20 protein-coding genes and 3 pseudogenes are annotated in these 25,303 nt (G+C 70.7%); 12 read left to right on the top strand and 11 right to left on the bottom strand.

Annotation, left to right across the window (positions count from 1 at the left end):
* Positions 1–123: 123 nt before the first annotated feature.
* From JIX56_RS13215 to JIX56_RS13195, 5 genes are all read right to left on the bottom strand, one after another.
* A complete protein-coding gene (locus tag JIX56_RS13215) occupies positions 124–336 on the bottom strand; it encodes a hypothetical protein (protein WP_257550837.1) in 213 nt (70 codons plus the stop codon).
* Between the two features lie 68 nt (positions 337–404).
* A complete protein-coding gene (locus tag JIX56_RS13210) occupies positions 405–2,177 on the bottom strand; it encodes an ABC transporter ATP-binding protein (protein ID WP_257540420.1) in 1,773 nt (590 codons plus the stop codon).
* Positions 2,174–3,955: an ABC transporter ATP-binding protein gene (locus tag JIX56_RS13205; RefSeq protein WP_257540418.1), complete on the bottom strand. Its 1,782-nt coding sequence runs from the start codon at positions 3,953–3,955 to the stop codon at positions 2,174–2,176. The genes JIX56_RS13210 and JIX56_RS13205 overlap by 4 nt, the downstream gene beginning before the upstream one ends.
* Before the next feature lie 85 nt (positions 3,956–4,040).
* Positions 4,041–5,954, bottom strand: a complete 1,914-nt coding sequence (locus JIX56_RS13200) for an ABC transporter ATP-binding protein (RefSeq protein ID WP_257540416.1) — start codon at positions 5,952–5,954, stop codon at positions 4,041–4,043.
* Positions 5,951–7,918, bottom strand: coding sequence for an ABC transporter ATP-binding protein (locus JIX56_RS13195; protein ID WP_257540414.1), 1,968 nt, complete (start codon positions 7,916–7,918; stop codon positions 5,951–5,953). Before JIX56_RS13195 ends, JIX56_RS13200 begins: the two co-directional genes overlap by 4 nt.
* A 173-nt stretch (positions 7,919–8,091) precedes the next feature.
* Between JIX56_RS13195 and JIX56_RS13190 the strand changes: the two are divergent.
* Positions 8,092–8,728 (top strand): annotated as a pseudogene (locus JIX56_RS13190) (ABC transporter ATP-binding protein); the annotation flags it as partial.
* 27 nt (positions 8,729–8,755) lie between these two features.
* On the opposite strand, the gene JIX56_RS13185 reads toward JIX56_RS13190, so the two are convergent.
* The gene (locus JIX56_RS13185; RefSeq protein WP_257540412.1) at positions 8,756–9,964 is read right to left on the bottom strand and encodes an RNA-guided endonuclease InsQ/TnpB family protein; all 1,209 of its coding nucleotides are present in this window, start codon (positions 9,962–9,964) and stop codon (positions 8,756–8,758) included.
* On the bottom strand, positions 9,961–10,389 hold the full coding sequence (tnpA, locus tag JIX56_RS13180) for an IS200/IS605 family transposase (protein ID WP_443031813.1): 429 nt from the start codon (positions 10,387–10,389) through the stop codon (positions 9,961–9,963). Before tnpA ends, JIX56_RS13185 begins: the two co-directional genes overlap by 4 nt.
* A 157-nt stretch (positions 10,390–10,546) precedes the next feature.
* Between tnpA and JIX56_RS13175 the strand changes: the two are divergent.
* Positions 10,547–10,743: pseudogene (locus JIX56_RS13175) on the top strand (ABC transporter ATP-binding protein); the annotation flags it as partial.
* A gap of 91 nt (positions 10,744–10,834) precedes the next feature.
* Here JIX56_RS13175 and glgX read toward each other — a convergent pair.
* Positions 10,835–13,099 carry a glycogen debranching protein GlgX gene (gene glgX / locus JIX56_RS13170; RefSeq protein WP_257540410.1) on the bottom strand — a complete coding sequence of 755 codons (2,265 nt, stop codon included), beginning with the start codon at positions 13,097–13,099 and terminating at the stop codon, positions 10,835–10,837.
* Positions 13,100–13,324: 225 nt separating this feature from the next.
* Here glgX and JIX56_RS13165 point away from each other — a divergent pair, with 225 nt between their 5' ends.
* The 6 genes from JIX56_RS13165 to JIX56_RS13140 all read left to right on the top strand — a co-directional run bounded on the left by JIX56_RS13165 (position 13,325) and on the right by JIX56_RS13140 (position 19,700).
* Entirely contained in the window at positions 13,325–14,551 is a 1,227-nt protein-coding gene (locus JIX56_RS13165) for a L,D-transpeptidase (RefSeq protein WP_257540408.1), read from the top strand.
* A 180-nt stretch (positions 14,552–14,731) separates the two neighbouring features.
* Positions 14,732–15,988 (top strand): L,D-transpeptidase, encoded by a 1,257-nt coding sequence (locus JIX56_RS13160; RefSeq protein ID WP_443031812.1) that lies wholly within the window; start codon positions 14,732–14,734, stop codon positions 15,986–15,988.
* A 97-nt stretch (positions 15,989–16,085) separates the two neighbouring features.
* Positions 16,086–16,853, top strand: a complete 768-nt coding sequence (locus JIX56_RS13155; protein ID WP_257540405.1) for an enoyl-CoA hydratase/isomerase family protein — start codon at positions 16,086–16,088, stop codon at positions 16,851–16,853.
* A gap of 295 nt (positions 16,854–17,148) precedes the next feature.
* Positions 17,149–17,652: an ATP-binding protein gene (locus tag JIX56_RS13150; RefSeq protein WP_257540403.1), complete on the top strand. Its 504-nt coding sequence runs from the start codon at positions 17,149–17,151 to the stop codon at positions 17,650–17,652.
* A gap of 98 nt (positions 17,653–17,750) precedes the next feature.
* A complete protein-coding gene (locus tag JIX56_RS13145) occupies positions 17,751–18,953 on the top strand; it encodes a YncE family protein (protein ID WP_257550833.1) in 1,203 nt (400 codons plus the stop codon).
* An 84-nt stretch (positions 18,954–19,037) separates the two neighbouring features.
* On the top strand, positions 19,038–19,700 hold the full coding sequence (locus JIX56_RS13140) for an ADP-ribosyltransferase (protein ID WP_257540401.1): 663 nt from the start codon (positions 19,038–19,040) through the stop codon (positions 19,698–19,700).
* On the opposite strand, the gene JIX56_RS13135 is transcribed toward JIX56_RS13140, so the two are convergent.
* Positions 19,682–20,338, bottom strand: coding sequence for a GNAT family N-acetyltransferase (locus JIX56_RS13135; protein WP_257540399.1), 657 nt, complete (start codon positions 20,336–20,338; stop codon positions 19,682–19,684). The genes JIX56_RS13140 and JIX56_RS13135 overlap by 19 nt on opposite strands.
* Positions 20,339–20,387: 49 nt before the next feature.
* Between JIX56_RS13135 and JIX56_RS13130 the strand changes: the two genes are divergently transcribed.
* Together JIX56_RS13130 and JIX56_RS13125 are read left to right on the top strand one after the other, a co-directional pair.
* A complete protein-coding gene (locus tag JIX56_RS13130) occupies positions 20,388–21,302 on the top strand; it encodes a MerR family transcriptional regulator (RefSeq protein WP_257540397.1) in 915 nt (304 codons plus the stop codon).
* A gap of 72 nt (positions 21,303–21,374) precedes the next feature.
* Entirely contained in the window at positions 21,375–21,587 is a 213-nt protein-coding gene (locus tag JIX56_RS13125) for an EF-hand domain-containing protein (protein WP_257540396.1), read from the top strand.
* Positions 21,588–21,993: 406 nt separating this feature from the next.
* Here JIX56_RS13125 and JIX56_RS13120 read toward each other — a convergent pair whose 3' ends face one another.
* Entirely contained in the window at positions 21,994–22,893 is a 900-nt protein-coding gene (locus JIX56_RS13120; RefSeq protein ID WP_257540394.1) for an SIS domain-containing protein, read from the bottom strand.
* Positions 22,894–23,056: 163 nt separating this feature from the next.
* On the opposite strand from JIX56_RS13120, the gene JIX56_RS13115 reads away from it, so the two are divergent.
* Positions 23,057–24,001, top strand: a complete 945-nt coding sequence (locus tag JIX56_RS13115; protein ID WP_257540392.1) for an extracellular solute-binding protein — start codon at positions 23,057–23,059, stop codon at positions 23,999–24,001.
* A gap of 265 nt (positions 24,002–24,266) precedes the next feature.
* Positions 24,267–24,422, top strand: a pseudogene (locus JIX56_RS13110) (ABC transporter permease subunit); the annotation flags it as partial.
* Between the two features lie 44 nt (positions 24,423–24,466).
* On the opposite strand, the gene JIX56_RS13105 reads toward JIX56_RS13110, so the two are convergent.
* Complete coding sequence (locus JIX56_RS13105) at positions 24,467–25,255, bottom strand: DeoR/GlpR family DNA-binding transcription regulator (protein ID WP_257540390.1); 789 nt, start codon at positions 25,253–25,255, stop codon at positions 24,467–24,469.
* Positions 25,256–25,303 lie beyond the last annotated feature (48 nt).

Below are 25,303 nucleotides of genomic sequence, written 5' to 3'. Positions count from 1 at the left end.
GTGACGCGGTTGTGGGCAGAGTGGCAGGAGACCGGGTGTCCTGTCAGGAGCGCGTCAAGGATTGGCCGGAAATGGTCCGTTGCCCGGTTGGTCATGTTCGGTATGCGGACTGTTCACCGCGCGCTACTTGATCCGTTCCAGCGCCTCGTCGGCCGTCAGGTCGGTCAGCCCCTCGACGAGGTGCGCGTGGTCGTCGCAGAACCACACGGCGTTCTCCGGGTGACCGACCCAGTCCTCGGGGTAGGTGCGGGTCTCGCGGAAGTACACCAGGGTGAACTCCGCGAGCGGCCTGTCGCGGCGCGGGGAGCGAGGGCAGACGACACACATCGGCGGCATCACGGGGACGCGTTCTCCTCATCGTGGTAGGGCTGTTCGGCAATCTTGTACGGTGCCGTGCACGCCCGTCAGGCCACCCCCTCCCCGTGCCACCTCCGCCACAGCGCCGCGTACGCCCCCTCCGCTGCCACCAGTTCCTCGTGCGTGCCCAGTTCGGTGAGGCGGCCGTCCTCCATGACGGCGACGCGGTCCGCGTCGTGGGCCGTGTGGAGGCGGTGGGCGATGGCGATGACGGTGCGGCCCTGGAGGACGGCGGCGAGGGCGCGTTCGGTGTGGCGGGCGGTGGTGGGGTCGAGGAGGGCGGTGGCCTCGTCGAGGATGAGGGTGTGGGGGTCGGCCAGGACGACGCGGGCGAGGGCGAGTTGCTGGGCCTGGGCGCCGTCCGTACGGCGACCGCCCTCGCCCAGTCGGGTGTCGAGGCCGTCCGGCAGGTCGCGTACCCAGGTGTCCGCGCCCACGGCCGCCAACGCGGCCCACAACTCCTCGTCGCTCGCGGCCGGTTCCGCGATCAGGAGGTTGTCGCGGACCGTGCCCAGGAAGACGTGGTGCTCCTGGGTGACGAGGACGACCTGGCGGCGCAGGCGTTCGGGGCCGAGGCCGACGACGGGGACGCCGCCGACCGTCACCGTGCCCGCCGTCGGCGCGTCGATGCCGGCCAGGAGGCGGCTGAGGGTGGTCTTGCCGGCGCCGGACGGGCCGACCACGGCCAGCCGTTCGCCGGGGCGGACCGTCAGGTCGACGCCGCGCAGCACCTCGCCGCCCCGCTCGTAGGCGTAACGGACACCGGTCACGTCGATACGGTCGCCCGCCGGTTCCGGGGTGTCGGCGGAGTCCGCGCGCGGGGCCCCGGCCAGGCCCTCGACCCGGGCGAACGAGGCGCCGCTGCTCTGCAGCAGTTCGACCCGCATCAGGATCTCGTCGAGCGGGCCGCTGAGTTGTTGCAGATACAGGGCCGCCGACACCACCGCGCCCAGGCTGACCGAGCCGCGCGCGAGCAGCATCCCGCCGAGCAGCAGGATCAGTACCTGGGGCAGGAAGTACGAGACCTCCACGCCCGGGAAGAACACCGTGCGCAGGAACAGCGTGTGGAACCGCCGCTGCCGGGACGTCTCCAGCGCGTCCCGGCTCGCGATGGTCCGTCGCCGCTCCAGCCGCAGCGCCTCGACCGTACGTGCACCGGACGCGGTCGCCGCGACGATCTCCGCGACCTCGGAATTGGCCGCGCCCTCCGCGAGATACCCGGTCCGCGCCCGGCGCAGATACCACCGCAGCACGACCCAGATGCCGGACAGGCCCACCACCACGCACACACCGAGCAGCGGGTCCAGCGCGAACACCGCGCCGATCAGGAACAGCGCCTGCACCGAGCTGATGAGCAGTTCGGGGCCGACATCGCGCAGCGTCTTGCCGACGGCGTCCACGTCGGCCGTGCCGCGCGCCGTCAGATCACCGGTCCCGGCACGCTCCACGACCGACGCGGGCAGCGCCAGCGTCCGGTCCACGAACTCCTCGCGCACCCGCGCCAGCGTCCGCTCCCCGAACCGGTGCCCCACATACCGGGCCCAGCGCGCCAGCAGCAGTTGCGCCACCGCGCACAGCAGGAGCGTCGCCGCCAGCCGGTCCACCGCCCCGACGCCGCCCCCGCCGCGCACCTCGTCGATGATCCGGCCCAGCAGCCACGGCCCGGCCAGCCCCGTCGCGGCCGCCGCCGCGTTCAGTCCCAGCACGGCGAGGAACGCCCGCCCGTCGGCCCGCACCAGCCGTACGGTGGCCCGCCGCACGGCGGCCGCCTCGGCGATGGGCAGCCGGCCCGAGGAAGAGGTGAGGGGTTCCGTGGTCACCGTACGACCTCCTTGGTCCCGGTCCCGGTCTCGGCCCCGGTCTCGGCCCCAGTCCCGGTCTTGGGCTTGTTCGGATCCTCTTCCTCGCCCGCGTCCCGTGCCACCAGCGACCGGTATCCCGGCTCGGTGGCCAGCAGTTCGCGGTGGCTGCCCGTGGCCGCGACCTTGCCGTCGACCAGGTGGACAACCGTGTCCGCGTGGTCGAGGACGAGGGGCGAGGTGGTGGTGACGACGGTCGTACGGCCCTCGCGGGCGGCCCGCAGCCGCTGGGCGACCCGTGCCTCGGTGTGCGCGTCGAGCGCCGAGGTGGGCTCGACGGCGAGCAGGATCTCGGGGTCGGCCACCAGGGCCCGGGCCAGCCGCAGGCGTTGCCGCTGGCCGCCGGAGAGGTTGCGGCCCTGGGCGTCGATCGCCGAGTCGAGGCCGTCCGGCAGACCCTGGACGATGTCCTCGGCCACGGCCGCGCGCAGCGCCCGCGCGGCCGTGGCGTCGTCGATGTCGCCGTGTCCGCCGAGCAGGTCGCGCAGCCGTCCCGCGAACAGGTCGGCCTCATGGTCGGCGACCAGGATCCGCGCGCGGACCTGCGCCAACGGGATCGCGTCGAGCGGTGTTCCGCCCCAGGTCGCCGCCGTCGGCGCGTACCGGCCGAGCCGGTCCACCACGGCCGTGGCCTCGGCCGGCCGTTCGGCGGCCAGCGCGATCAGCCGCCCCGGCGGAACCCGTACGCCCGACTCGGGATCGTGCAGCGTCGAGGGCTCGGCGGGCGCGTCCCGGGTGCCGTGGTCCGGCAGCGGCTCCAGGGTCAGGAACCGGATGACGCGCCGCGCCGCCACCACCCCGCGGCTGACCTCGTAGCCCCAGCTGACGAAGTACGACACCGGCCGCACCAGCACGGTGACGTACCCGTACACCGACACCAACTCGCCCACGGTGATGGCCCCTTGGGCGGCGAGGCGGGCCGCCAGCCAGGTCACCACCGCGAGGAACAGCGTCGGCAGCCCCAGCCCGAGCGCCTGCATCCAGCTGGTCACCGCCCCGACCCGGTACCCCTGCGCCCGCAGCCGCTGCGAGTCCCGGTGGAACGCGTCGGCGACCAGCCCCTTGCCGCCGAGCCCGTTGAGGACGCGCAGCCCGCCCGCGAGATCCGCGATCCGGGCCGTCAGCACGCCCTGCCGCTCGCGGTACTCCGTCTCCGTGCCCTGCAGTCGCCGCAGCAACGGCCCGATGACGACGGCCATCAGCGGCATCCCGAGCAGCACGACCACTGCGATGGGGAGGGAGACCGACAGAAGCAACCCGGCGACCACCAGGTACGCGGCGATCGCGCCGACGCCGGGTCCGATGACCGTCAGGGAGGAGGAGATCGTGTTGACGTCGCCCACGCCGATCGTGACGACCTCCCCGGCGCCGACGCTGCGCGGCAGAGCGGCACCCAGTCGGACGGCGTGGCCGATCACGACCTTCACCGTGCGGAAGTTGGCGTCCATCCGTACGCGGGTCATCGTGCGGTGGCGCATGATGCTCAGCCAGGCGTTGAAGGTGCCGACACCGAAGAGCGCGGCGGTCCAGCCGGCCAGGGCCGGGTAGTCGCCGGGTTCGAGTCCCTCGTCGATCGCCCGGGAGAGCAGGTAGGGGGTGGCCGCGAGCAGGACCATCCATACGCAGGAGAGCAGGGAGCCGAGTGCGGAGCGGGCGGCTTGCCGCCGGACCAGCCACCAGAGGTAGCGTGCGCCGCTGCGGCAGTCGGGTGTGCCGGGGTCCTCGTACGCGTTGATCATCGGCCCCCGATTCTTGTGTGGGATGCGTCGTGTTTCGGCTGCGGGTGGGTGGGGGCTGTAAGGGCTTTGCCCTTCGCGGGGCGCTCTACGCCAGGCTGTCCCGCCATGCCCGGTGCAGGTTCGCGAAGCGGCCCGTTTCCTTGATCAGGTCCGCCGGGGTGCCGTCCTCCACGATGCGGCCGTGTTCCATCACCAGGACCCGGTCGGCGATCTCGACCGTGGAGAGGCGGTGGGCGATGACGACGGCCGTGCGGCCGCGCAGGACCGTGGACATCGCGCGCTGGACGGCCCGTTCGCCGGGGATGTCGAGGGAGCTGGTCGCCTCGTCGAGGATGAGGACGGCCGGGTCGGCCAGCAACGCCCGGGCGAACGCCACCAGTTGGCGCTGACCGGCGGAGATACGGCCGCCGCGCTTGCGTACGTCGGTGTCGTAGCCGTCGGGCAGGGCGCTGATGAAGTCGTGGGCGCCGAGGGCCTTGGCGGCCCGCTCGATGTCCTCGCGGGTGGCGTCCGGGCGGCCCAGCGCGATGTTCTCGGCGACCGTGCCGGAGAACAGGAACGACTCCTGGGTCACCATGACCACCCCGCGCCGCAGCTCGGGCACCGCGAGGTCGCGCAGGTCGACGCCGTCGAGGAGGACACGGCCGGAGGAGGGGTCGTAGAAGCGGGCCACCAGCTTGGCGAGGGTCGACTTGCCGGCGCCGGTGGAGCCGACCACCGCCACCGTGCTGCCCGCCGCGAGGGTGAGGTCGAAGCGGGGCAGGACCTCACCGCCGGTGCGGTACGCGAACCGTACGTCCTCGAACACGACCTCGCGGCCCGGGAGGTCGGAGGCCGCGGCCGGCAGCTCCTTCGGCTCGGCGGGCTCCGGGACCGACGGGGTCTGGGCCAGCAGGCCCGCGATCTTCTCCAGCGAGGCCGCCGCCGACTGGTACGAGTTGAGGAACATGCCGAGCCGGTCGATCGGGTCGTACAGCCGCCGCAGATACAGCACCGCCGCCGCCAGCACACCCAGCGCGAGCGTCTGGGACGCCACCCGGTACGCGCCCCACAGCACGATCGCCGCCACCGTGACGTTGGCGGTCACCCGGGAGCAGACCACATAGCGGGCCATCTCCAGGATCGCGTCGCCGTTGGTGCGCTCGTGGTGCCGGTTCAGGGCACTGAACTCCGCGTCGTTCGCGGCCTCCCGGCGGAACGCCCGCACCGGGCGGATGCCGTTCATCGTCTCCGCGAACTTCACGATCACCGCGGCGATCGCGCTGGACCGGGCCGTGTACACACTCGCCGCGCGCCGCCGGTACATCCGCACGAACCCGTACAGCGGCACGAACGACGCCAGTGCCGCCGCGCCGAGACCCAGGTCCAGCCAGAGCAGCATCGCCGAGATGTAGACGAAGGCGAGGATCACGCCGATGAGTTCCTGCAAGCCCTCGTTGAGCAGCTCGCGCAGCGACTCGACGTCCGTGGTGGAACGGGAGATGAGCCGGCCCGAGGTGTACCGCTCGTGGAAGTCGATGCTCAGCGCCTGCGCGTGCCGGAAGATCCGGCCGCGCAGATCCAGCAGCACGTCCTGGTTCACGCGCGCGGACGCCCCGATGAACGCGTACTGCAGCCCGCCTGCCGCCAGCGCGCACACCAGATATCCGACCGCCACCGCGATCAGCGGCCCGTTCCGGCCGTCCCGGAACGCCGGTACGGCACGGTCGATGGCGTACGCCACCAGCAGCGGGCCCGCCTGCACCGCCGCCTGCTGGAGCAGGAGCAGCACGCTCGCCATGACCACCCGGGCCCTCATCGGCGCGAGTAGGGAGCGCAGCAGCGCGAGGGTGGCGCCCGGGGGAGTGGGGAGGTCGTCGTGGTCGAACGCGTCGTCGGCGGAAGGTTGTCCCGCGCCGGACTGTCCGCCGCCCGGCCCCTTGTCCAGTCCCTTGTCCAGTCCCTTGTCCGGTTCCTCGTTCGGTTCCTTGTCCGGCGCGGTGGTCGTGGGCGCCGTCATCGCTCGTCCTCCTCGGTTCCCGACATCAGATGGGCGTACTCCGCGTTGGTGCGCAGCAGTTCGTGGTGGGTGCCCACCGCGGCGATACGGCCGCCGGAGAGCAGCGCCACGCGGTCGGCGAGCAGGACCGTCGACGGGCGGTGCGCCACGATCAGCCCGGTCGTCTCCGCGAGCACGCGGCGCAGCGCGGCCTCCACCGCGGCCTCCGTGTGCACGTCCAGCGCGGACAGCGGGTCGTCCAGCACCAGGAAGCGGGGGCGGCCGACCACCGCCCGCGCCAGCGCGAGGCGCTGCCGCTGGCCGCCGGAGAGGCTGAGGCCCTGTTCGCCCACCTGGGTGGCGGTGCCCTGGGGGAGTGCGTGGGTGAACTCCGCCTGTGCGATGGCCAGGGCGCGGTTCAGTTCGGGCTCGCCCGCGTCGGGGTGGGCGCCCATGAGGACGTTCTCGCCGACGGTCGCGGAGAAGAGGGTGGGTTCCTCGAAGGCCACGGACACCTTCGCGCGCAGCTCCTCCCGCGACATCTCGGTGATGTCCTCGCCGTCCAGCGTGATACGGCCGCTCGTCACCTCGTGGAGGCGGGGGACGAGGGCGGTGAGGGTCGTCTTGCCGGAGCCGGTGGAGCCGACCAGGGCCATGGACTCGCCGGGGCGGATGTGGAGGTCGATGTGGTCGAGGGTGGGGGGCGTGTCGGGAGCGGCGTCGGGGTAGCGGAACGTGACGTCGTGGAACCGCAGGCCGCCCTCCGCCGCTGCTCCAGCTGCGGGCAGTCGTGCCGCTGGGGCGGCACGGGTGGGCGCAGCGGCACCTCGAACCGCCGAGCGGCGGATCCCACCCCCGGCCGACGCGAGCGCCGGGCCACTGGAACCCTCGGCGGCACTGGACTCCGGCTTCTCGTCCATCACCTCGAAATACCGCTCCGTCGCCGTCGCCGCCTCCTGGCTCATCGCCAGCAGGAAGCCGATCGAGTCCACGGGCCACCGCAGGGCGAGTGCCGTGGACAGGAAGGCGACCAGCGTGCCCGCCGACAGCGCCCCGTCGGCGACCTGGATCACACCGAGGACGAGGGCCGCCCCGATGGCCAGTTCGGGGAGGGTGATGATGATGCCCCAGATCGTCGACAGCAGACGTGCCTTGCGCAGCTCCGTCCCCCGCAGCGTCCGTGACAGCTCACGGAACGCCCGCGCCTGGCTCCGGTGCCGCCCGAACCCCTTGATGATGCGGATCCCGAGGACGCTCTCCTCGACGACCGTCGTCAGGTCGCCGACCTGGTCCTGCGCGCGGCGCGCGACGGCGGCGTACTTCTTCTCGAAGACGACGCAGGTGACGATCACGGGAACCACGGGGCCCAGGATGACGAGGCCGAGGGTCCAGTCCTGGATCAGCATGATGATGACGCCGACAACGATGGTCACCGCGTTGACCAGCAAGAATGTCAGCGGGAAGGCCAGGAACATCCGCAGCAGCATCAGGTCGGTCGTGCCGCGCGAGAGCAGCTGCCCGGAGGCCCAGCGGTCGTGGAAGGCGACCGGCAGGCGTTGCAGATGCCGGTACAGGTCCGCACGCATCGTCGCCTCGACCCCGGCGAGGGGCCGGGCCACGAGCCACCGCCGCAACCCGAACAGCAGTGCCTCGGCGAGGCCGAGCAGCAGCAGGTAGAGCGCACCGAGCCACACACCCGCCGGGTCCCGGTCGGCGATCGGCCCGTCCACCATCCACTTCAGGACGAGGGGGATGAAAAGGCCCACGCAGGAGGCGATTATCGCGACGAACGCGGCGACGGTCAGCCGCGCCCGCACGGGCCGGACATACGGCCACAGCCGCAGCAGCGTGCGTACGGCGGACCGCCCCTCGGCCTGCTCCGGTGCCGGGGCCGGCTCCCGCTCCGCGGCCTGCTCGGGTGCCTGGGCCTGCTCCGGTGCCTGGTTCTGGTCGGGTTCCTCGGCGGTTGCACGTGTCGTGGGCATCAGCTGCGAGCCTACGGATCGCCACTGACAACGCCCACCGAGTTTTGGCCGGACCGTGCTCGGTCGTCGGTCCTACGACCTGCTCGGCGTCGTCGATCCTACGACCTGCGCGGGCGTGGTGTCGTATCAGGGCATCAGCCGATCGGTTGATGTCCGTTCGAGCGCGACGGCCGATGTGTTCACACGCGCTCCGCCGGGATTCTCGACGTATGCCACCCATGTCGTCCACACCCGTCATCGAGGTCACCGACCTGCGCAAGTCCTACGGCGGCCGGAACGTCGTCGGCGGGGTCTCCTTCACCGTCGAGGAGGGCGAGATCTTCGGGATCCTCGGCCCGAACGGCGCCGGCAAGACCACCACCGTCGAATGCGTCGAGGGCCTGCGGGTGCCCGACGCCGGCCGGGTCAGGGTCGCCGGTCTCGACCCCGTCGCCGAGCACGAGGCCACCCGCCGGGTGCTCGGCGCGCAGCTCCAGGAGAGCGAGCTGCAGGCCAAGCTCACCGTCCGCGAGGCGCTGGAGCTGTACGCCGCCTTCTACCCGAGCCCGCTCGACTGGCGGCCCCTCGCCGAACGCCTCGGCCTGACCGCCAAACTCACCACCCGGTTCGCCAAGCTGTCCGGCGGCCAGAAGCAGCGCCTGTTCATCGCGCTCGCGCTCATCGGCAACCCCCGGATCGTCGTCCTGGACGAGCTGACCACCGGCCTGGACCCGCGCGCCCGCCGGGACACCTGGGCGCTGATCGAGGACATCCGCGCGGGGCGGTGTGACCGTCCTCCTCGTCACCCACTTCGTGACTCCGCCCGCGCGTCACCGCGCGGGCTTCCTGTGTCGGTGGTTAGGCCACGTCGCAGAGGACCAGCCCGGCCCTGTTGAGGACGTTCGTTGCGCCGACGTGATCCGCGTTCGCGGTGAACCCGCATCTGACACATGCGAACTTCGCTTGGGTGGCGCGGTTCTCCTTCGCGGCGTGCCCGCATGCGAGGCACGTGCGGGAGGTGTTGCGCGCGTCCACCGGAACCACGAGGCGACCGGCGCTCTCAGCCTTGTTCGCCAGGATCTGGAGGAACTGCGTCCAACCCGCGTCGAGAATGCTGCGGTTGAGGCCGGCCTTGGCGGCGGCGCCGTTCGGAAGGAAGGCGCCCCTGTCTGCGTGGTCGGGCTTGGGCTTGGGTGTGCGGGTCATGCCCGCCGTGTTCAGACGCTCGTGCGCGACCGCGTCGTGGTCGCGTACCAGGGCGCGGGCGGTCTTGTGATGGAAGTCGGCGCGCTGACGGCGGATCTTCGTGTGCAGCTTGGCGACTTTCCGGGCCGCGGCGCGGTGGCGTTTGCTGCGCTGCCGGGTCCGCTTGGGAAACGTGGCGAGGTGCCGCTGTGCTTCGGCCAGCTCAGCGGCCATCGCGTCGAGGAAGCGAGGGTTGGCGACGTGTTGGCCGTCCGAGGTGGTCAAAAAGTGCGTGACGCCCAGGTCGATGCCGACCACCGCCCCCGTCGGAGGGAGGGGCTCGGCGGGGACGTCGTCGCAGGAGAGGACCACGTACCAGCGGTTCCCCTCGCGCTTGACCGCGATCGTCTTCACCCGGCCCTTGATGGGCCGGTGCTGGTGCACGCGGAGGTGCCCGACGCCCTGGAGGCGGACGCGGGTGTGTGGGTCGTGTGGGGTCGAGTCCCAGCGGCAGCCGTCACCGTCCTTGGGGAAGACGACGGTGTCGAAGTGCCCGACGCCCTTGAACCTGGGGTAGCCCGGAGTCTCGCCGTTCTTCACGCGGCGGAAGAACGCTTGGAAGGCCTTGTCCAAGCGGCGCAGCGTGGCCTGCTGGGAGGAGAACGACCAACGCCCCTGGCGCTCCGCGTCGAACGCCCGGATGTCCTTGAGCTGGGCGGACTGGTCGCCGTAGCGGACGGGCGACTTCGAGCTGTGCCGGTAGGCGTCCCGGCGTTCCTGAAGCGCGCCGTTGTACAGCGAGCAGTGGTCCCGCAGCATGTCGCCCAGCGCGGCCGTCTGACGGGCGGTGGGGCGCAGGAGGAACTTGTACGCGCGGATCACGCCTGCCCCTCCTTCTTCCAGGGGCGTTCCCACTGGGTGTCGATGTACTTCTGCACCGTCCCGGCGCTCACCGCGCCGACGGAGGCCGCGAAGTACGACGACGACCACAGCGTCGGAAGCTTCGACCTCAGATGCGGGAACTCCTCACGCAGCACGCGGGACGTGAAGCCTTTGAACTGGTTCGCGATGTACGAGGCCGGTGACTTCGCGTCATGCTTGACGAACAGGTGGACGTGGTCGGGCATCACGTCGAGCGCCACGATCTCCCACCCCCGTTCATCAGCCTTCTGCCGGATCAGTTCCTCAAGGCGTGCCGCCACTCGGCCGCCGAGGACCGGACGGCGGTACTTCGAGCACCACACCACGTGTAGCCCGAGGTCATGCACGCCGCCGGAGAACCGGCGAACCTTCCTGGTCACAGCCACACGACGAATATACAAACGCCACCTGTAGATGAACCCTCTGGATCCTGAACCTCACCCGTACGTGTGAGGTGGCCGCCCCGGCTGCTCCCCGCCGCCCCCAAGGGGCCTGCGGTTCCCCCACCGGCCTGAGTCGGCGGTCTCCTCGAAGGAGATATGAGGCGCCACCGTCGTCAGCTTCACGCCCTCCGCCCCCGCTGGACGACCATGGCCTGAACGCGCTGCCTGCGCTCACGGCGATCGGGTACAGGGACGGCCGTATCTCCCTCTCCGGGCACCGACGAGATCGCAAACGCCGTGCTCACCCTCTTCGCCCGCACGCACATCTCCGCCCGCCAACTCCTGGTCAGTGACGCCAATCACCGCCGTGGTGGGCCTCCACCAGTCCTTCGACCCGTCCGACGGCGCGAACTCCCGCGACTGGTAGGAGAGCTGGCCCGGTATGACGTCACCCCACGACCCGCAGCAACAACACAGTGCGAGCCGGAACCGAGATGGCCTCCCCCGCCCGATGCACCACCCCCGGCCCCTCCCCCTGCTCCTCCCGCGACGTGTCGACGACCACCTCGTACCGTTCCGCCCACGGCGTGCCCGGCAGCACGAAGTCCACGTCACGGTCCCCGGCGTGGAGGACCGTGAGGAAGCTGTCGTCGATGATCTGCGCGCCCCGCGCATCCCGGCCGGGGATGTCGCGGCCGGAGAGGTACATGCCCAGCGTCGCGGCCGGCGCGTACCAGTCCCGCTCGGTCATCTCCGTGCCGCGGGCCGTGAACCAGGCCAGGTCCCGGAGCCCGTCCGCCGAATGGGCCCGCCCGGAGAAGAAGGCCCGCCGCCGCAGCACCGGATGCTCATGCCGCAGCGCGATCAGGCGGGCCGTGAGGTCGAAGAGCGCTTTCCAGCCGGGCTCCTCCAGCAGGCCCCAGTCCACCCAGCTGATCTCGTTGTCCTGGCAGTACGCGTTGTTGTTGCCCCCTTGGGTGCGGCCCAGTTCGTCACCGGCGACCAGCATCGGCACCCCGGTGGACAGCAGCAGCGTCGTCAGCAGGTTCCGCAACTGGCGCCGCCGCAGCGCCCGTACGCGCTCGTCGTCGCTCTCGCCCTCGGCGCCGCAGTTCCAGGACCGGTTGTCGTCCGAGCCGTCCCGGTTCCCCTCCCCGTTGGCCTCGTTGTGCTTGCGCTCGTACGACACGAGGTCCCGCAGGGTGAAACCGTCGTGCGCGGTGATGAAGTTGACCGAGGCGTAGGGCCTGCGGCCGCCCCAGGCGTACAGGTCACTCGACCCGGACAGGCGGTATCCCAGGTCGCGTACGTCCGGCAGCGCGCCCCGCCAGAAGTCCCGGACGGCGCCCCGGTAGCGGTCGTTCCACTCCGTCCACAGGGGCGGGAAGGCGCCCACCTGGTAGCCGCCCGAGCCCACGTCCCACGGCTCGGCGATCAGCTTCACCCGCCGCAGGACGGGGTCCTGGGCGATGACGGCGAGGAACGGGGAGAGCATGTCGACGTCGTGCATCGAGCGGGCCAGTGCGGCGGCGAGGTCGAAGCGGAAACCGTCCACGCCCATCTCCGTCACCCAGTACCGCAGTGAGTCGGTGATCAGGCGCAGGACGTGGGGCTGGACCACGTGGAGGGTGTTTCCGCAGCCCGTGTAGTCGGCGTAACGGCGGGCGTCGTTCTGGAGGCGGTAGTAGCCCCGGTTGTCGATGCCGCGCAGTGACAGGCTCGGGCCGCGTTCGTCGGCCTCGGCCGTGTGGTTGTAGACCACGTCGAGGACGACCTCGATGCCGGCGGCGTGCAGCGCCCGCACCATCCGCTTGAACTCCCCGACCTGCTGCCCGGCCGTGCCCGACGCCGCGTACGCCGCGTGCGGGGCGAAGTAGCCGATCGAGTTGTAGCCCCAGTAGTTCCGCATGCCCCGGCGCAGCAGATGGTCCTCGTGGGCGAACTGGTGCACGGGCAGCAGCTCCACCGCCGTCACGCCCAGCTTCACCAGGTGCTCGATCGCGGCGGGGTGCGCGAGACCGGCGTAGGTGCCGCGCAGTTCCTCCGGGACACCGGGGTGCGTCTTGGTGAAGCCGCGTACGTGCAGCTCATAGATCACCGAGTCGGCCCACGGCGTCTTCGGGCGGCGGTCGTCGATCCATTCGTCGTCGGGGGCGTCATCGTGGACGACGACGCCCTTCGGGACGTGCGGCGCGGAGTCCCGCTCGTCCCGTACGGTGTCGGCGACCTGCTGCTCGGGCCAGTCGCGGACGTGCGCGTACACCTCCGGCGGCAGACTGAACTCGCCGTCCACTGCACGGGCGTACGGGTCGAGGAGGAGCTTCGCCGGGTTCCAGCGGGCGCCGGTCCAGGGGTCCCAGCGGCCGTGCACACGGAAGCCGTACCGCTGGCCCGGCAGTACGCCGGGCACGAAGCCGTGCCAGATCTCATGGGTCAGCTCGCCGAGCCGGAGCCGGGTCTCCTCCCCCGTCTCGGAGAAGAGGCACAGCTCCACGGCCTCCGCCCCGCCCGCCCACAGCGCGAAGTTGGTGCCCGCGACACCGTCGGGGCCCACCCGGAACCGCGCGCCGAGCGGCGTCGACGCCCCCGGCCACACGGGTTTCGGCTCCGGCGCCGCCTCGCCCTGCCGGCTGCCGTTCAGCACGGTGGCCGGACGCGCGGCCGGCACCCCACGCGTCCCCTGTACTGCCTCCTGCTCGGCTGCGCTCGACACCTCAGGCCTCCCGCGGCTCGGTGGGGCGACAGGAAAGGGAGCCAGGTGTCCCAGCCCAGGGCCTGCTCGTCGGATCGGGCCCGGCGGCCAGGCGCTGTCGCCCGGAGCCGGCCCGATCCGACGGACAGGCCCTTGCTCCCCGTCGCGTCGTCCTCCCAAGGGTTCTGCCCAGAGCACGCCTCGCACTCACGTTTCCCGGGGGCGTGCGCCGTCGTTGGGCCGCACGTGAACCACGCACAGACGCACGCGCGCCGGGCCGGGGCCGCCCTGGCCGCCGCACTCATCTGGGCCGGCCTGCTGGCCGGGGCCGCCGGATGCACCGCCGGATCGCCCCTGACCAGCGAAAAGGCGCCCGACGACACGATCCGGGTCTCACCGGAGGACGGCAGCAAGGGCGTGCGCCCGGAGCAGCGCTTCGAAGTACGGGTGCCCAGCGGGCGCCTGGAGTCCGTCAAGGTGGTGAAGTCCCAGGACGCGCAGGAGTCACCCGTACCGGGGCGGATGTCCGCCGACGGACTGACCTGGCGCCCCACCGGCTCACAGAAGCTCGCGCTGGCCGCCAGGTACACCGTCGACGCGGTCGCCCTCGACGGCCACGGCCGCCGCTCGGCACGGCACGTCACGTTCACGACGTACGTCCCCGACGAGCGCTTCATCGCGTACGTCACCCCGGAGAACCGGTCCACCGTCGGCACCGGGATGATCGTCTCCCTGGAGTTCAACCGGGAGATCGAGAACCGCGCGGCCGTCGAACGCGCCGTCGACGTGACCGCGGAACCGGCCGTCGAGGTCCGCCCGCACTGGTTCGGCAGGAACCGTCTGGACTTCCGGCCCGAGCACTACTGGAAGCCCGGCACGAAGGTCACCGTCGGCCTGCGGCTGCGCGACGTCGAGGGCAGGCCCGGCGTCTACGGCCAGCAGTACAAGACCTTCTCGTTCACCGTCGGCCGCCACCAGGTCAGCCTCGTCGACGCCGCCAGGCACACCATGCGCGTCGAGCGCGGCGACGGGGTCCTCGCCACCCTCCCCATCACGGCCGGGGCGCCCAGGACCACCACGTACAACGGGAAGATGGTCGTCACCGAGATGCTGGAGGTGACCCGGATGAACGGTGCCACCGTCGGCTTCAAGAAGGCGAACGGCAAGGGCGAGTACGACATCCCGGACGTCCCGCACGCCATGCGCCTCACCACCTCCGGCACCTTCCTGCACGGCAACTACTGGGCCCCGGACGCCTTCGGCAGGGCCAATGTCAGCCACGGCTGCGTGGGCCTGCGCGATGTGAAGGGCGGCAGTTCGAGCACCCCCGCGGGCTGGTTCTTCGACCGCAGCCTCATCGGGGACGTCGTCGAGGTGGTCAACAGCAACGACAAAAAGGTCGCTCCCGACAACGGGCTCGGAGGGTGGAACATGGGCTGGAAGGAATGGAAAGCGGGTGCCTCGGTGAAGTAGACCGACATAGGCGCACCCGCGCCGGGGGGACCAGCGGGCTGGGGATTGTTCAAGTTGGGACTGAACGGTGACATGCACCGAGGCCAAACCATCCCGATCATCTGGTTAATGTACGTGCGTACGCGCACGCTGCGCGTAGGGGTGCGGGCCTGATCAGGCCGTGCGAGGGGAGAACAAGAGTTGAACGGGCGACCGATATCGGGGGCGTCGGTTGGCGCGCGGACTCGGCGGCGCAAGGGGGTCCTGGCCATGCTGCCGGTCCTGATGCTGCTCGCCGTCACCGCGTGCGGCGGGGGCGGGGGTTCGGACTCCGGCTCCGACGGCGACAAGGGGAAGGGCTCCGACAAGAGCGCTTCCGACAAGGCGGCCACCAAGGCCTCGGAAGCGGTGGTCTCCATCGCTCCGAAGAACGGCGCCGCCGACGTGGCGACCAGCGGCGCCCTCAAGGTGACCGCCGCCAAGGGCAAGCTGTCCGAGGTCACGGTCGAGAACGACAAGGGCGAGAAGATAGCCGGGGAGATATCCGGCGACGGCGCCAGTTGGACGCCGTCGATCCATCTCAACTCGGCCACCGAGTACAAGGTGCACGCCGTCGCGAAGGACTCCGAGGGGCGTGCGGCGGCCGAGGACTCGTCCTTCACCACGCTGACCCCGAAGAACACCTTCGTCGGCATCTTCACTCCCGAGGACGGCTCGAAGGTCGGCGTCGGCATGCCGTTCTCGATCCGCTTCACGCGGGGCATCACCGCCCCGAAGGACGTCGAGAAGGCCATCACCATCAAGACCGAGCCGGCCGTCGAGGTCGCGGGCCACTGGTTCGGCAACGACCGCATCGACTTCCGCCCGGAGAAGTACTGGAAGGCCGGCACGAAGGTCACCGTCGACCTCAACCTCGACGGCGTCGAGGGCCGCGACGGCGTCTACGGCGAGCAGAACAAGAAGGTCTCCTTCACCATCGGCCGCAGCCAGGTCTCCACGGTCGACGTCAAGAAGCTCACCATGAAGGTCGAGCGGGACGGCAAGGTCATCAAGACCCTCCCGGTCACCACCGGCAAGCCCGGCATGGAGACCTGGAACGGCCAGATGGTCATCAGCGAGCGCCTGAGCGTGACCCGTATGAACGGCGAGACGGTCGGCTACGGCGGCGAGTACGACATCAAGGACGTGCCGGACGCCATGCGTCTGACCAACTCCGGCACCTTCATCCACGGCAACTACTGGGGCGGCGACGCCTTCGGCAACTACAACGCCAGCCACGGCTGCATCGGCCTGCGTGACACCCGCGGTGGTTACGACCGCGGCGCGCCGGGCGCGTGGTTCTTCGACAACTCGATGATTGGTGACGTGGTGGTCGTCAAGAACTCCAACGACCGGACCGTGGACCCGGACAACGGGTACAACGGCTGGAACATGGCGTGGGACAAGTGGAAGGCGTGAGCGCCGCCGCTTGAGCCCGCTTGAGCTCCTGAGATACGGCCCCGGTGTGACGTACCGCACCGGGGCCGTTGTCGTTAGTCCCCGTTAACCTGCCCTCATGACTGTGCATCTCGAAGTCGCCGAAGGTGTCGGCACGATCCGCCTCGACCGGCCGCCCATGAACGCCCTGGACATCGCCACCCAGGACCGCCTCAGGGAACTCGCCGAGGAGGCGGCGGTCCGGGACGACGTACGCGCCGTGATCCTCTACGGAGGAGAGAAGGTGTTCGCGGCGGGCGCGGACATCAAGGAGATGCAGGCGATGGACCACGCGGCGATGGTCGCGCGGTCCCGGGCCCTGCAGGACTCCTTCAGCGCCGTGGCCCGTATCCCCAAGCCGGTCGTCGCGGCCGTCACGGGCTATGCGCTGGGCGGCGGTTGCGAGCTGGCCCTGTGCGCGGACTACCGGATCGCCGGGGAGAACGCGAAGCTCGGCCAGCCGGAGATCCTGCTCGGGGTGATCCCGGGCGCGGGCGGCACCCAGCGGCTGGCCCGTCTCGTCGGCCCCTCCAAGGCCAAGGACCTCATCTTCACCGGCCGCATGGTCAAGGCGGACGAGGCCCTGACGCTCGGTCTGGTGGACCGGGTCGTCCCGGCCGACGAGGTGTACACCGCCGCGCGCACGTGGGCCGCGCGGCTCGCCCAGGGGCCGGCGATCGCGCTGCGGGCCGCCAAGGAGTCGATCGACGCGGGGCTGGAGACCGACCTGGAGACCGGGCTCGCGATCGAGCGGAACTGGTTCGCGGGGCTGTTCGCCACGGAGGACCGGGAGCGCGGGATGCGGAGCTTCGTGGAGGAGGGGCCGGGCAAGGCGAAGTTCGTCTGACGGCGCCGGAATCCGCTCCACAAGTTCCGCTGATCGCCTTGCAGTTGACGCGATGTATTACCCGCGTCCCCCGAAGGGGCGGTTTGTCCGAGCCTTAAGGCAGCCTTAAGAGATCCTTGCCCAAGGGTCTTGGCGTCGACCGGAGTCCGGGTGGTTCGCGCTGGTCACGTGGGCTGTTGCGCGACTTTTGTTGCCGCTGGCATATGTCATCCGAAACCCCCGGAATGGTTGGTTCCGGGGGTTGTATTCCTCCGGAACGGCCCCGAGCAGGGCCCGGGGCGGCCATGATGGGGGCATGGCGGGGCTGGAGGGTATCGAACAGCCGCGGCGGCACGGGAGTGCGACCGCGGCGCGTTGGTCACCTGCGATCGAGGACGAACGGGCGCAGAAGGCACTGGAGTTGTTCGGCGATCCGACCGAAGCAGAGGTCCCGCTGCCGTCCCGTCCCGAGTCCGCGGCCACCGCCCGGCGGCTCGCCCAGGTCGTCGTCCTGCGCCAGTGGCGGCTCTCGCCGAAGATGACCGAGGACGCGGTCCTCCTCGTCTCCGAACTCGTCGGCAACGCCGTACGGCACACCGGGGCCCGCGTCTTCGGCCTCCGCATGCGCCGCCGGCCCGGCTGGATCCGGGTCGAGGTACGTGATCCCTCACGAGGGCTGCCGTGTCTGATGCCGGTGCAGGAGATGGACATCAGCGGGCGGGGGCTGTTCCTCGTCGACAAGCTCTCGGACCGGTGGGGCGTCGATCTGCTGCCGCGCGGGAAGACGACGTGGTTCGAGATGAGGGTCGCGGACCGGTGAGGCGCGCAACGCGCATCTCCGTCAATCGGGTCAATCATCATGTTTCCGGGAGCGGCTCCCTATAAATGGTGCGCGTGACCACGCCCCGCACCCCCCTCATGCAGCGCAACCTCGTGCAGCGCGCCCTTCTCGCGGCCGCCGTCCTCGCCGCCGTGGCCGCGTGCGGCTCCGAGACCGGGACCGATCAGCAGGAGCAGCGGATCCGGGCCGACCGGGCCGCCGCCGAAGCCGAAGCGGCCGAGCGGAAGAAGAAGCAACGGACGGCGGTCCGGGGACTGCACGGCATGCCGCCCGTGCTGGACCCCAAGGACGTCTACGCCGCCGACCGACCGAATCAGCTCTCCCCGGTGGTCAAGGACTTCCCGTCCCGGGTCTACGTCCCCAACAGCGAGTCGGACACCGTCTCCGTCATCGACCCGAACACGTACGAGATCATCGAGACGATCCCGGTGGGCCGCCAGCCCCAGCACGTCGTGCCGTCCTGGGACCTGAAGACCCTGTGGGTCAACAACAACCGCGGCCACACCCTCACCCCCATCGACCCCAGGACGGGGAAGGCGGGCAAGCCGGTCGAGGTGCACGACCCGTACAACCTGTACTTCACCCCGAACGGCAAGTACGCCGTCGTGATGGCCTCCCTCGACCGCGAACTCGTCTTCCGTGACCCGCACACCATGAAGCGGGTCAAGACCGAGCCGGTCACCTGCTACGGCGTCAACCACGCCGACTTCTCGATCGACGGCACGTACTTCATCGTGTCGTGCGAGTTCAGCGGTGAGTTGCTGAAGGTCGACACCGAGAAGATGAAGGTGATCGGGCAGCAGAAACTTCCGTTCGAGGGGGCCATGCCGCAGGACGTGAAGATCTCACCCGACGGCAAACGCTTCTACATCGCCGACATGATGGCCGACGGCATGTGGGTCCTCGACGGCGACACGTTCGACCAGCCGACACTGCTGCCCACCGGCAAGGGCACCCACGGGCTGTACGTCGGCCGCGACTCCCGCGAGATGTACGTCTCCAACCGCGGCGAGGGCACCGTCTCCGTCTTCGACTTCACCAAGAACAAGCTCACCAAGAAGTGGCACCTCCCCGACGGCGGCAGCCCCGACATGGGCGGCGTCTCCGCCGACGGCAAGGTCCTGTGGCTCTCCGGCCGCTACGACTCCGAGGTGTACGCCATCGACACCCGCAGCGGGGAGCAGCTCGCCCGCATCCCCGTCGGCAGCGGCCCGCACGGCCTCGCGGTGTACCCGCAGCCCGGCCGCTACTCCCTCGGCCACACCGGCATCTTCCGATGACACATGACAACCGGGCGGGCTGACACGCCTCCATACGAGTGAGGGTCCCCGGCCCGGCGCCGTCCAGCCGAGATCGTGCTCTCCATGATCACAACTCGCCTGCGGCGCCGGGCCGCCGCCGTCGCCCTGTCCGTCTCCGCCGTCCTCGCGACCTCCGCCGCGACCGCTCCGGCGCAGACCCATGCCTCCCCTTCGGCCAAGGCCGCGGCCGCTCCCGCCTTCGCGAGGGCCGCCGCCCCTGCCGTTGTGGGGGCTGCCGCCCCCACCTGTCCCCAGTTCGAGGACCCGGTCCACGCCGCCGTCGACCGCCGCGTGGACGTCGACCGCATCACCCCCGACCCGGTCTGGCGCGAGACCTGCGGCACGCTCTACCGCAGCGACAGCCGGGGCCCGGCGATCGTCTTCGAGCAGGGCTTCCATCCCAAGGACGTCATCGACGGGCAGTACGACATCGAGCAGTACGTCCTGGTCAACCAGCCCTCGCCGTACGTCTCCACGACGTACGACCACGACCTGTACAAGACCTGGTACAAGTCCGGCTACAACTACTACATCGACGCTCCCGGCGGCGTCGACGTCAACAGGACCATCGGCGACCAGCACAAGTGGGCCGACCAGGTGGAGGTGGCCTTCCCCGGCGGCATCAAGCCGCAGTACATCATCGGTGTCTGCCCGGTCGACAAGAAGACCAAGACGGAGAAGATGAGCGACTGCGAGAGCAACCCGTCCTACGAGCCCTGGCACTGAAGCAGCGCCTCCGAGCCGACGATGAGGTAGCCGGCCGACTGGAACGCCCGCATGCTGCGGGCGTTCCCCGGCGCGATCTGCGCCCACAGCGGCTCGGCGACGAGATGCCGTGCGGCGGTCACCAGCGCCCGGCCCAGCCCCCGGTGCCGTACGACAGGCCCCCGCGCGGAGCGCTCGTACACCTCGACCGAGACCTCCAGCCGCCCGGCGATTCCACGGCCCGTCGTCAGTACACCGCCGTCCGTCGTCCAGACCCGTACGTCGTCACGGCGCCGCCGCGCGTACCCGACGCGGGGATGCCCGGCGTCCTCTATCTCCTTCAGCGGGAGCGGCGGTTCGCCCGGCAGGGGTGAGGCGACCAGCATCGCGTCGATGGTCTCGGACGTGCGACCCGTCCGTTCCATGAAGGCCGCCAGGAACCGTGGGTTCATGCTCGCGGCCAGCGGGTCGCACTCCGCGGCCGCCAGCGTCTCGTACACCCAGTCCGGATCCTCGTCCGTGAAGACGACGGAGTGTGCCGTGAAGGCGAGGACGCCCGCGTCGCGGGGCGAGGGCTGGGGGACGACGGTCGTGCCGCCGTCCGGCGGCGGGAAGACACCCAGGGCCGCCGCATCCAGAATGTCCCGCAAGCTCTCCAACGCCGTGCTCCTTGAGTCTCCACCCACTGGAAGGCCCACACTCGCAGACATGATCGAGACAGGCACCGGCCTTTTCACCATCGGGCAGCTCGCCCGCGGCTCCGGTCTGTCCGTCCGCACGATCCGCTACTGGTCCGACGAGGGCGTCCTGCACCCGGTCACCCGCAGCGCGGGCGGCTACCGGCTGTACGACGCCGAGTCCGTGGCCCGGCTCGAACTCGTCCGCACCCTGCGGGAGCTGGGGCTCGGCCTGGACCACGTACGGCGGGTGCTCGCGGGCGAGACGACCGTCGCGGAGGTGGCGGCCGCCCATGTGGCCGCGCTGGACGCGCAGATCCGTGCTCTGAAGGTGACCCGGGCGGTGCTGTCGACCGTGGCGCGACGCGGCTCGACCGCGGAGGAGATGACACTGATGAACAGACTGGCCAGGCTGTCCGCCGCCGAACGCGGGCGGATCATCGACGACTTCATGGAGGAGACCTTCGGGGACCTGGACACCGCGGACCCCGACATCCGTACGCGGCTGAGGTTCGGCCTCGCGGATCTGCCGGAGGACCCCACGCCGGAGCAGGTGGACGCCTGGGTGGAGCTGGCCGAGATGCTCCAGGACCCGGGGTTCCGGGCGCGGATGCGGCAGACGGTCGAGTTCAACGCGGCGGACCGGGGGCCGGAGGTGCCGGCGGGCACCTCCCTGTGGTTCATGAGCCGTCTGGTGCAGCTCGCGGGGGAGGCGCTGGGGGAGGGCGTCGACCCGGCCTCGCCCGCCGCCGAGGAGGTGCTGGCCGGGCTGCTCGGTGACGCCGACCGGGCCGTCCTGCTGGACCGCGTCACCTCGGCGGCCCACGCCGAGATGGCCCGGTTCCGGGAACTGGCCGCGCTGGTGCGGGGTGTGGAGCCGCTGTCGACGCACACCGAGGAGTTCGCGTGGGTGGTCGCCGCACTCCGTGCTCGCGTGGCCGGATAATCTGACCTGCGTCAGTAGGACTGTCGGCAGGACTGCCGGAGAGACGGCAGGGCACCAAGAAGGGGCGGATCGGTGGCGGACATCGAGGCAGCGCGCAAGGAGTTCCAGCGGATCGACTCGGACGGGGACGGGTTCATCACCGCCGCCGAGTTCAAGACCGCCCTGGCCCAGGAGGGCGACTGGAACGTCACCGAGTCCGTGGCGGAGGTCATCATCCGCACCCGCGACCTCAACGGCGACAAGCTTCTGTCGTTCGACGAGTTCTGGGGCCACCTGAGCAAGTGAGCGGCATGTGTAAGGGGCGTCCCCACAGCGATACGCCGTGGGGGCGCCCCTTACGCGTGGCCCTCGATGCCGCCGGGTCGAGCCGCCCGGCTCCCGCCGTCCTGCGGGGCGGGGGCATGGAGTGATGGAGCAGCACAGCAAGATCATGCGTATTTCTGTTCATGTTCTGGCGATAAACGTCAGCTGTCAACACTCGCCTCCATGATTTATCGGCAGCAACACTGGCCACTCCCGGCCCTGGTGACGGCTGTTTTTCCGGGTCCGCGCTCTGCCTCGGGAGGCCGCGGACCCGGGGAGATCGGCTGTGAATTCCGTGTGAACGGCGCCCGATCCGGGCGGTTTTCGATGCCTGGGGCGGGTCTGGTGGCCGACGGTGGCGGCCAAGGCTGCCGGGGCCCGGCCGGGCTCAGGTCAGAATCACCGAGCGGGTCAGATGGCGGGGGTTGTCCGGGTCGAGCCCGCGCATCCCGCCGAGGGCCGCGGCCAGCCGCTGCACCACGATCAGGTCGGCCAGCGGGTCGCGCCCGAGGGCGACCAGCCGGCCGCCGGTGCGCGCGATCTCCTCCGGCAGGCCGCCGGGAACGGCCGCCGGATCGCCGAACCACCAGGCCACCCGGCCCGGTCCGGTGATGCTGATCGGCCCGTGCCGGTACTCCATCACCGGGTACGCCTCCGTCCACGCGCCCGCCGCCTCGCGCATCTTCAGGGCGGCTTCCTGGGCGATCCCGTACGCCCAGCCCCGCCCGAGGAAGGTGAACTGCTCGGCACTCAGGAGCTCTTCGGGCAGTGGCTCCACCAGCGCCGATGCGGCCTGCGCCTCCAGATGGCCGAGATCCTCACCGAGCAGGGCGCGCAGCAGCACCAGCTCGGTGGTGGCGAACCTGGTCTGCACCACCGACGTCTCGTCGGCGAAGTCGAGCACGACGGCCGCGTCGGCGACGTCCATGACCGGGGTCGCCGGGTCCGCGGTGACCGCGACGGTGGGGGTCCGCCCGCGGAACCGGCCGAGCAGTTCCAGCACCTCCGAGGTGGTGCCCGACCGGGTCAGCGCGACCACCCGGTCGTAGGCCCGGCCGGTCGGCATCTCGGAGGCCGGGAAGGCGTCCGTCTCCCCGTGGCCCCCGGATTCCCGGAGCGCCGCGTAGGCGTGGGCCATGAACCAGGAGGTGCCGCAGCCCACGACGGCGACCCGCTCACCGGGCCTGGGCATGGCCGCGCACGCGGGGTCGTCCGGCCGCCGTGCCAGTTCGGTGGCGCGGCGCCAGCATTCGGGCTGGGTGGCGATCTCGATCTCGGTCCGACTCATGAAGGGCTCCCGTCTCCGTGCTCATGGGCCGCGGCACAACCGAGTGGTAACCGTCGGCCCTTGACATCATGCGCGAACTGTTGGGCATGATGGATGCTGATGCTTGATCTTGGCTATTTTCAAGCAGAAAAAATCACTCGGTTGCAGTGAAGGTGGGTACCCCGTGAAACGGCACCTCGTCGATATCGCAGCAGGTGTGGCCCTCGCCCTGGTCCTCACCGGATGCGGCAAGGGAGGTTCGTCCGGCGGTGGCGACGCCGACGGAAAGACGATCAGATTCGTGGCCGCGAGGTACGACGACGACACCCAGCCCTACAAGGACATCTTCGACAAGGCCGGGATCTCCCGGCCGCCGTCCAGCTGGGCCGAGGTCGAGGACGCCGCCGAGAAGATGAAGAAGGCCGGGGACATCCCGCTGGGCCTGCCGCTCGGCGCGGAGGAGGCCCAGGCCGAGTTCTCCATCTGGGCGATGAACAACGGCGGCGGCTGGACCGACAGGTCGGGACAGTGGGCCGTCGACCAGCGGGCCAACGTGGAGACGCTGGAGTTCCTGCGAAAGCTCACCAAGGCCGGTCTGACCCAGCCCAACCCCGAGGCCACCAACCGCAAGGACGTCTTCAACCAGTTCGCCCAGGGCAGGATCGGCATGATCAACGGTGCCGTCTTCATGCGCAAGGGCTTCATCGACACGGTCGACAAGAACCTGAACTACGGCGTCGCGCCGCTGCCGAGCAAGGACGGTACGACGCACCACACGCTCGGTGTCCAGGACTACCTGGTGGCCTTCAAGAAGGACGAGGACAAGAACCCCGAGGCCGTCAAGAAGTTCCTCGACTTCTTCTACCAGAGGAAGAACGCCTCGAAGTTCCTGTCCACCGAGGGGGTCCTCTCGGTCGCCGAGTCGGCCGGTGACGCGCTGAGTTCGGACGCCGCCTACTACAAGCCGTTCGTCGACGCGCTGTCGGGCGCGCGGTTCGCACCCACCGACAACCCGAACTGGGCGACCGTCGAGGGCGCGGTGAAGCAGCGCATCGGTACCGCCGTGTCGAGTGCCGAGCCCGAAGAGGTCCTCGGCGAGATCCAGAAGACCGCCGAGAAGGACGACTGACGGGTGGCCGTCCAGGACGTCACCGCACGCACCGGCGGGGCGAAGGAGGACCGGACCCGGGCGGCACCGGAAAGCGGCTCCGGCCGCCGCCGGCCCGCACGCCGTCAGCGGGCGCTGGAACCGCTGCTGTGGCTCGGCCCCGCACTCGTTCTGATTCTGGCCGTGGTCGTCTGGCCCGTCGTCGAGATGGTCCGCACCTCCCTGATGGACATCAGCTCCACCGGACTGACCCAGGGCTTCGCGGGCGTCGCCAACTACACCGAGCAACCTGCCGTTCTGCAGCTGGATCCTGAACGCGTACTTCGCGTCCATCCCCAAGGAGTTGGAGGAGGCGGCGTACATGGACGGGGCGGGACGGCTGGGCGCGCTGGTGCGGGTCACCCTGCCGCTGGCGCTGCCAGGAGTGGTCACCGCGCTCGTCCACGCCGGCCGGCCTCGGCCCCGGCCCGGAACATGCGAAGACCCTCAGGCCCGGACGATCTCCACGCCCGCCGCGGCGAACGGCTCGGTCAGCTCGGGACCCGCCGCCTTGTCGGTCACCAGCACATGGACATCCTCCACCGGGCAGATCCGGGCGAAGGCCCGCCGGCCGAGCTTGGACGAGTCCGCGACCACGACCACCTGTTCGGCGCGGAGGGCCAACGCCCGGTTGATGCCGGCCTCGCCCTCGTCCTGGGCAGTGGCCCCGTGCCTGACGTCGATCGCGTCGACGCCGATGAAGACGTGATCGAGCGTGATCTGGGCGAGCACTTCGGTGGCCAGCGGCCCGGTGAGTTCGTACGAGGCCGGGCGGGCCACACCCCCCGTGACGACGAGCTTCACATGGCGGCGAACGACCAGCTCGTTGGCGATGTTCAGCGCGTTGGTGACCACCGTCAGCGAGGGACCGGCGCCCTCCGTGCTCAGCTCGGGCCTGATGGCCAGCGCCCGGGCGACCGCGGTGGTCGTGGTGCCGCCGTTCAGACCCACCACGGCGCCCGCCTTCACCAGGCCCGCCGCCGCATCGGCGATCCGCTCCTTCTCCGGAGCGTTGCGCGCGGCCTTGTAGCGGAGCGGCAGGTCGTACGCGATCGCGTTGATCACGGCGCCGCCGTGCGTGCGGGTGACCATCTGCTGGCGCGCCAGCTCGTCCAGATCACGCCGGATCGTGGCGGCGGAGACCCGCAGTTCGTCCGCGGCGGCGTCGACCTCGATCCGCCCGTCGCGCGTCAGCATCTCCAGCAACGCGCTCCATCTGGCCTGCGGTGCCGCCATGCGTCGTCCCCTGTTCGTGGTGTGCGGGCCCATGAACATCACAGGCCG

The sequence above is a fragment of the Streptomyces sp. CA-210063 genome (assembly GCF_024612015.1).
In the GTDB taxonomy this organism is placed as follows: domain Bacteria; phylum Actinomycetota; class Actinomycetes; order Streptomycetales; family Streptomycetaceae; genus Streptomyces.
The sequence above is the reverse complement of the archived record's forward strand: the minus strand, read 5'-3'. Positions and strand labels throughout refer to the sequence as shown.

Bases quoted from the DNA above. Each gene is read 5' to 3' on its own strand.
- JIX56_RS13205 (WP_257540418.1), bottom strand. From the start codon at position 3,955: ATGATCAACGCGTACGAGGACCCCGGCACACCCGACTGCCGCAGCGGC.
- JIX56_RS13145 (WP_257550833.1), top strand. From the start codon at position 17,751: ATGCAGCGCAACCTCGTGCAGCGCGCCCTTCTCGCGGCCGCCGTCCTC.
- JIX56_RS13120 (WP_257540394.1), bottom strand. From the start codon at position 22,893: ATGAGTCGGACCGAGATCGAGATCGCCACCCAGCCCGAATGCTGGCGC.
- JIX56_RS13140 (WP_257540401.1), top strand. From the start codon at position 19,038: ATGATCACAACTCGCCTGCGGCGCCGGGCCGCCGCCGTCGCCCTGTCC.
- JIX56_RS13155 (WP_257540405.1), top strand. From the start codon at position 16,086: ATGACTGTGCATCTCGAAGTCGCCGAAGGTGTCGGCACGATCCGCCTC.
- JIX56_RS13150 (WP_257540403.1), top strand. From the start codon at position 17,149: ATGGCGGGGCTGGAGGGTATCGAACAGCCGCGGCGGCACGGGAGTGCG.
- JIX56_RS13195 (WP_257540414.1), bottom strand. From the start codon at position 7,918: ATGCCCACGACACGTGCAACCGCCGAGGAACCCGACCAGAACCAGGCA.
- JIX56_RS13105 (WP_257540390.1), bottom strand. From the start codon at position 25,255: ATGGCGGCACCGCAGGCCAGATGGAGCGCGTTGCTGGAGATGCTGACG.
- JIX56_RS13215 (WP_257550837.1), bottom strand. From the start codon at position 336: ATGCCGCCGATGTGTGTCGTCTGCCCTCGCTCCCCGCGCCGCGACAGG.
- JIX56_RS13200 (WP_257540416.1), bottom strand. From the start codon at position 5,954: ATGACGGCGCCCACGACCACCGCGCCGGACAAGGAACCGAACGAGGAA.
- JIX56_RS13130 (WP_257540397.1), top strand. From the start codon at position 20,388: ATGATCGAGACAGGCACCGGCCTTTTCACCATCGGGCAGCTCGCCCGC.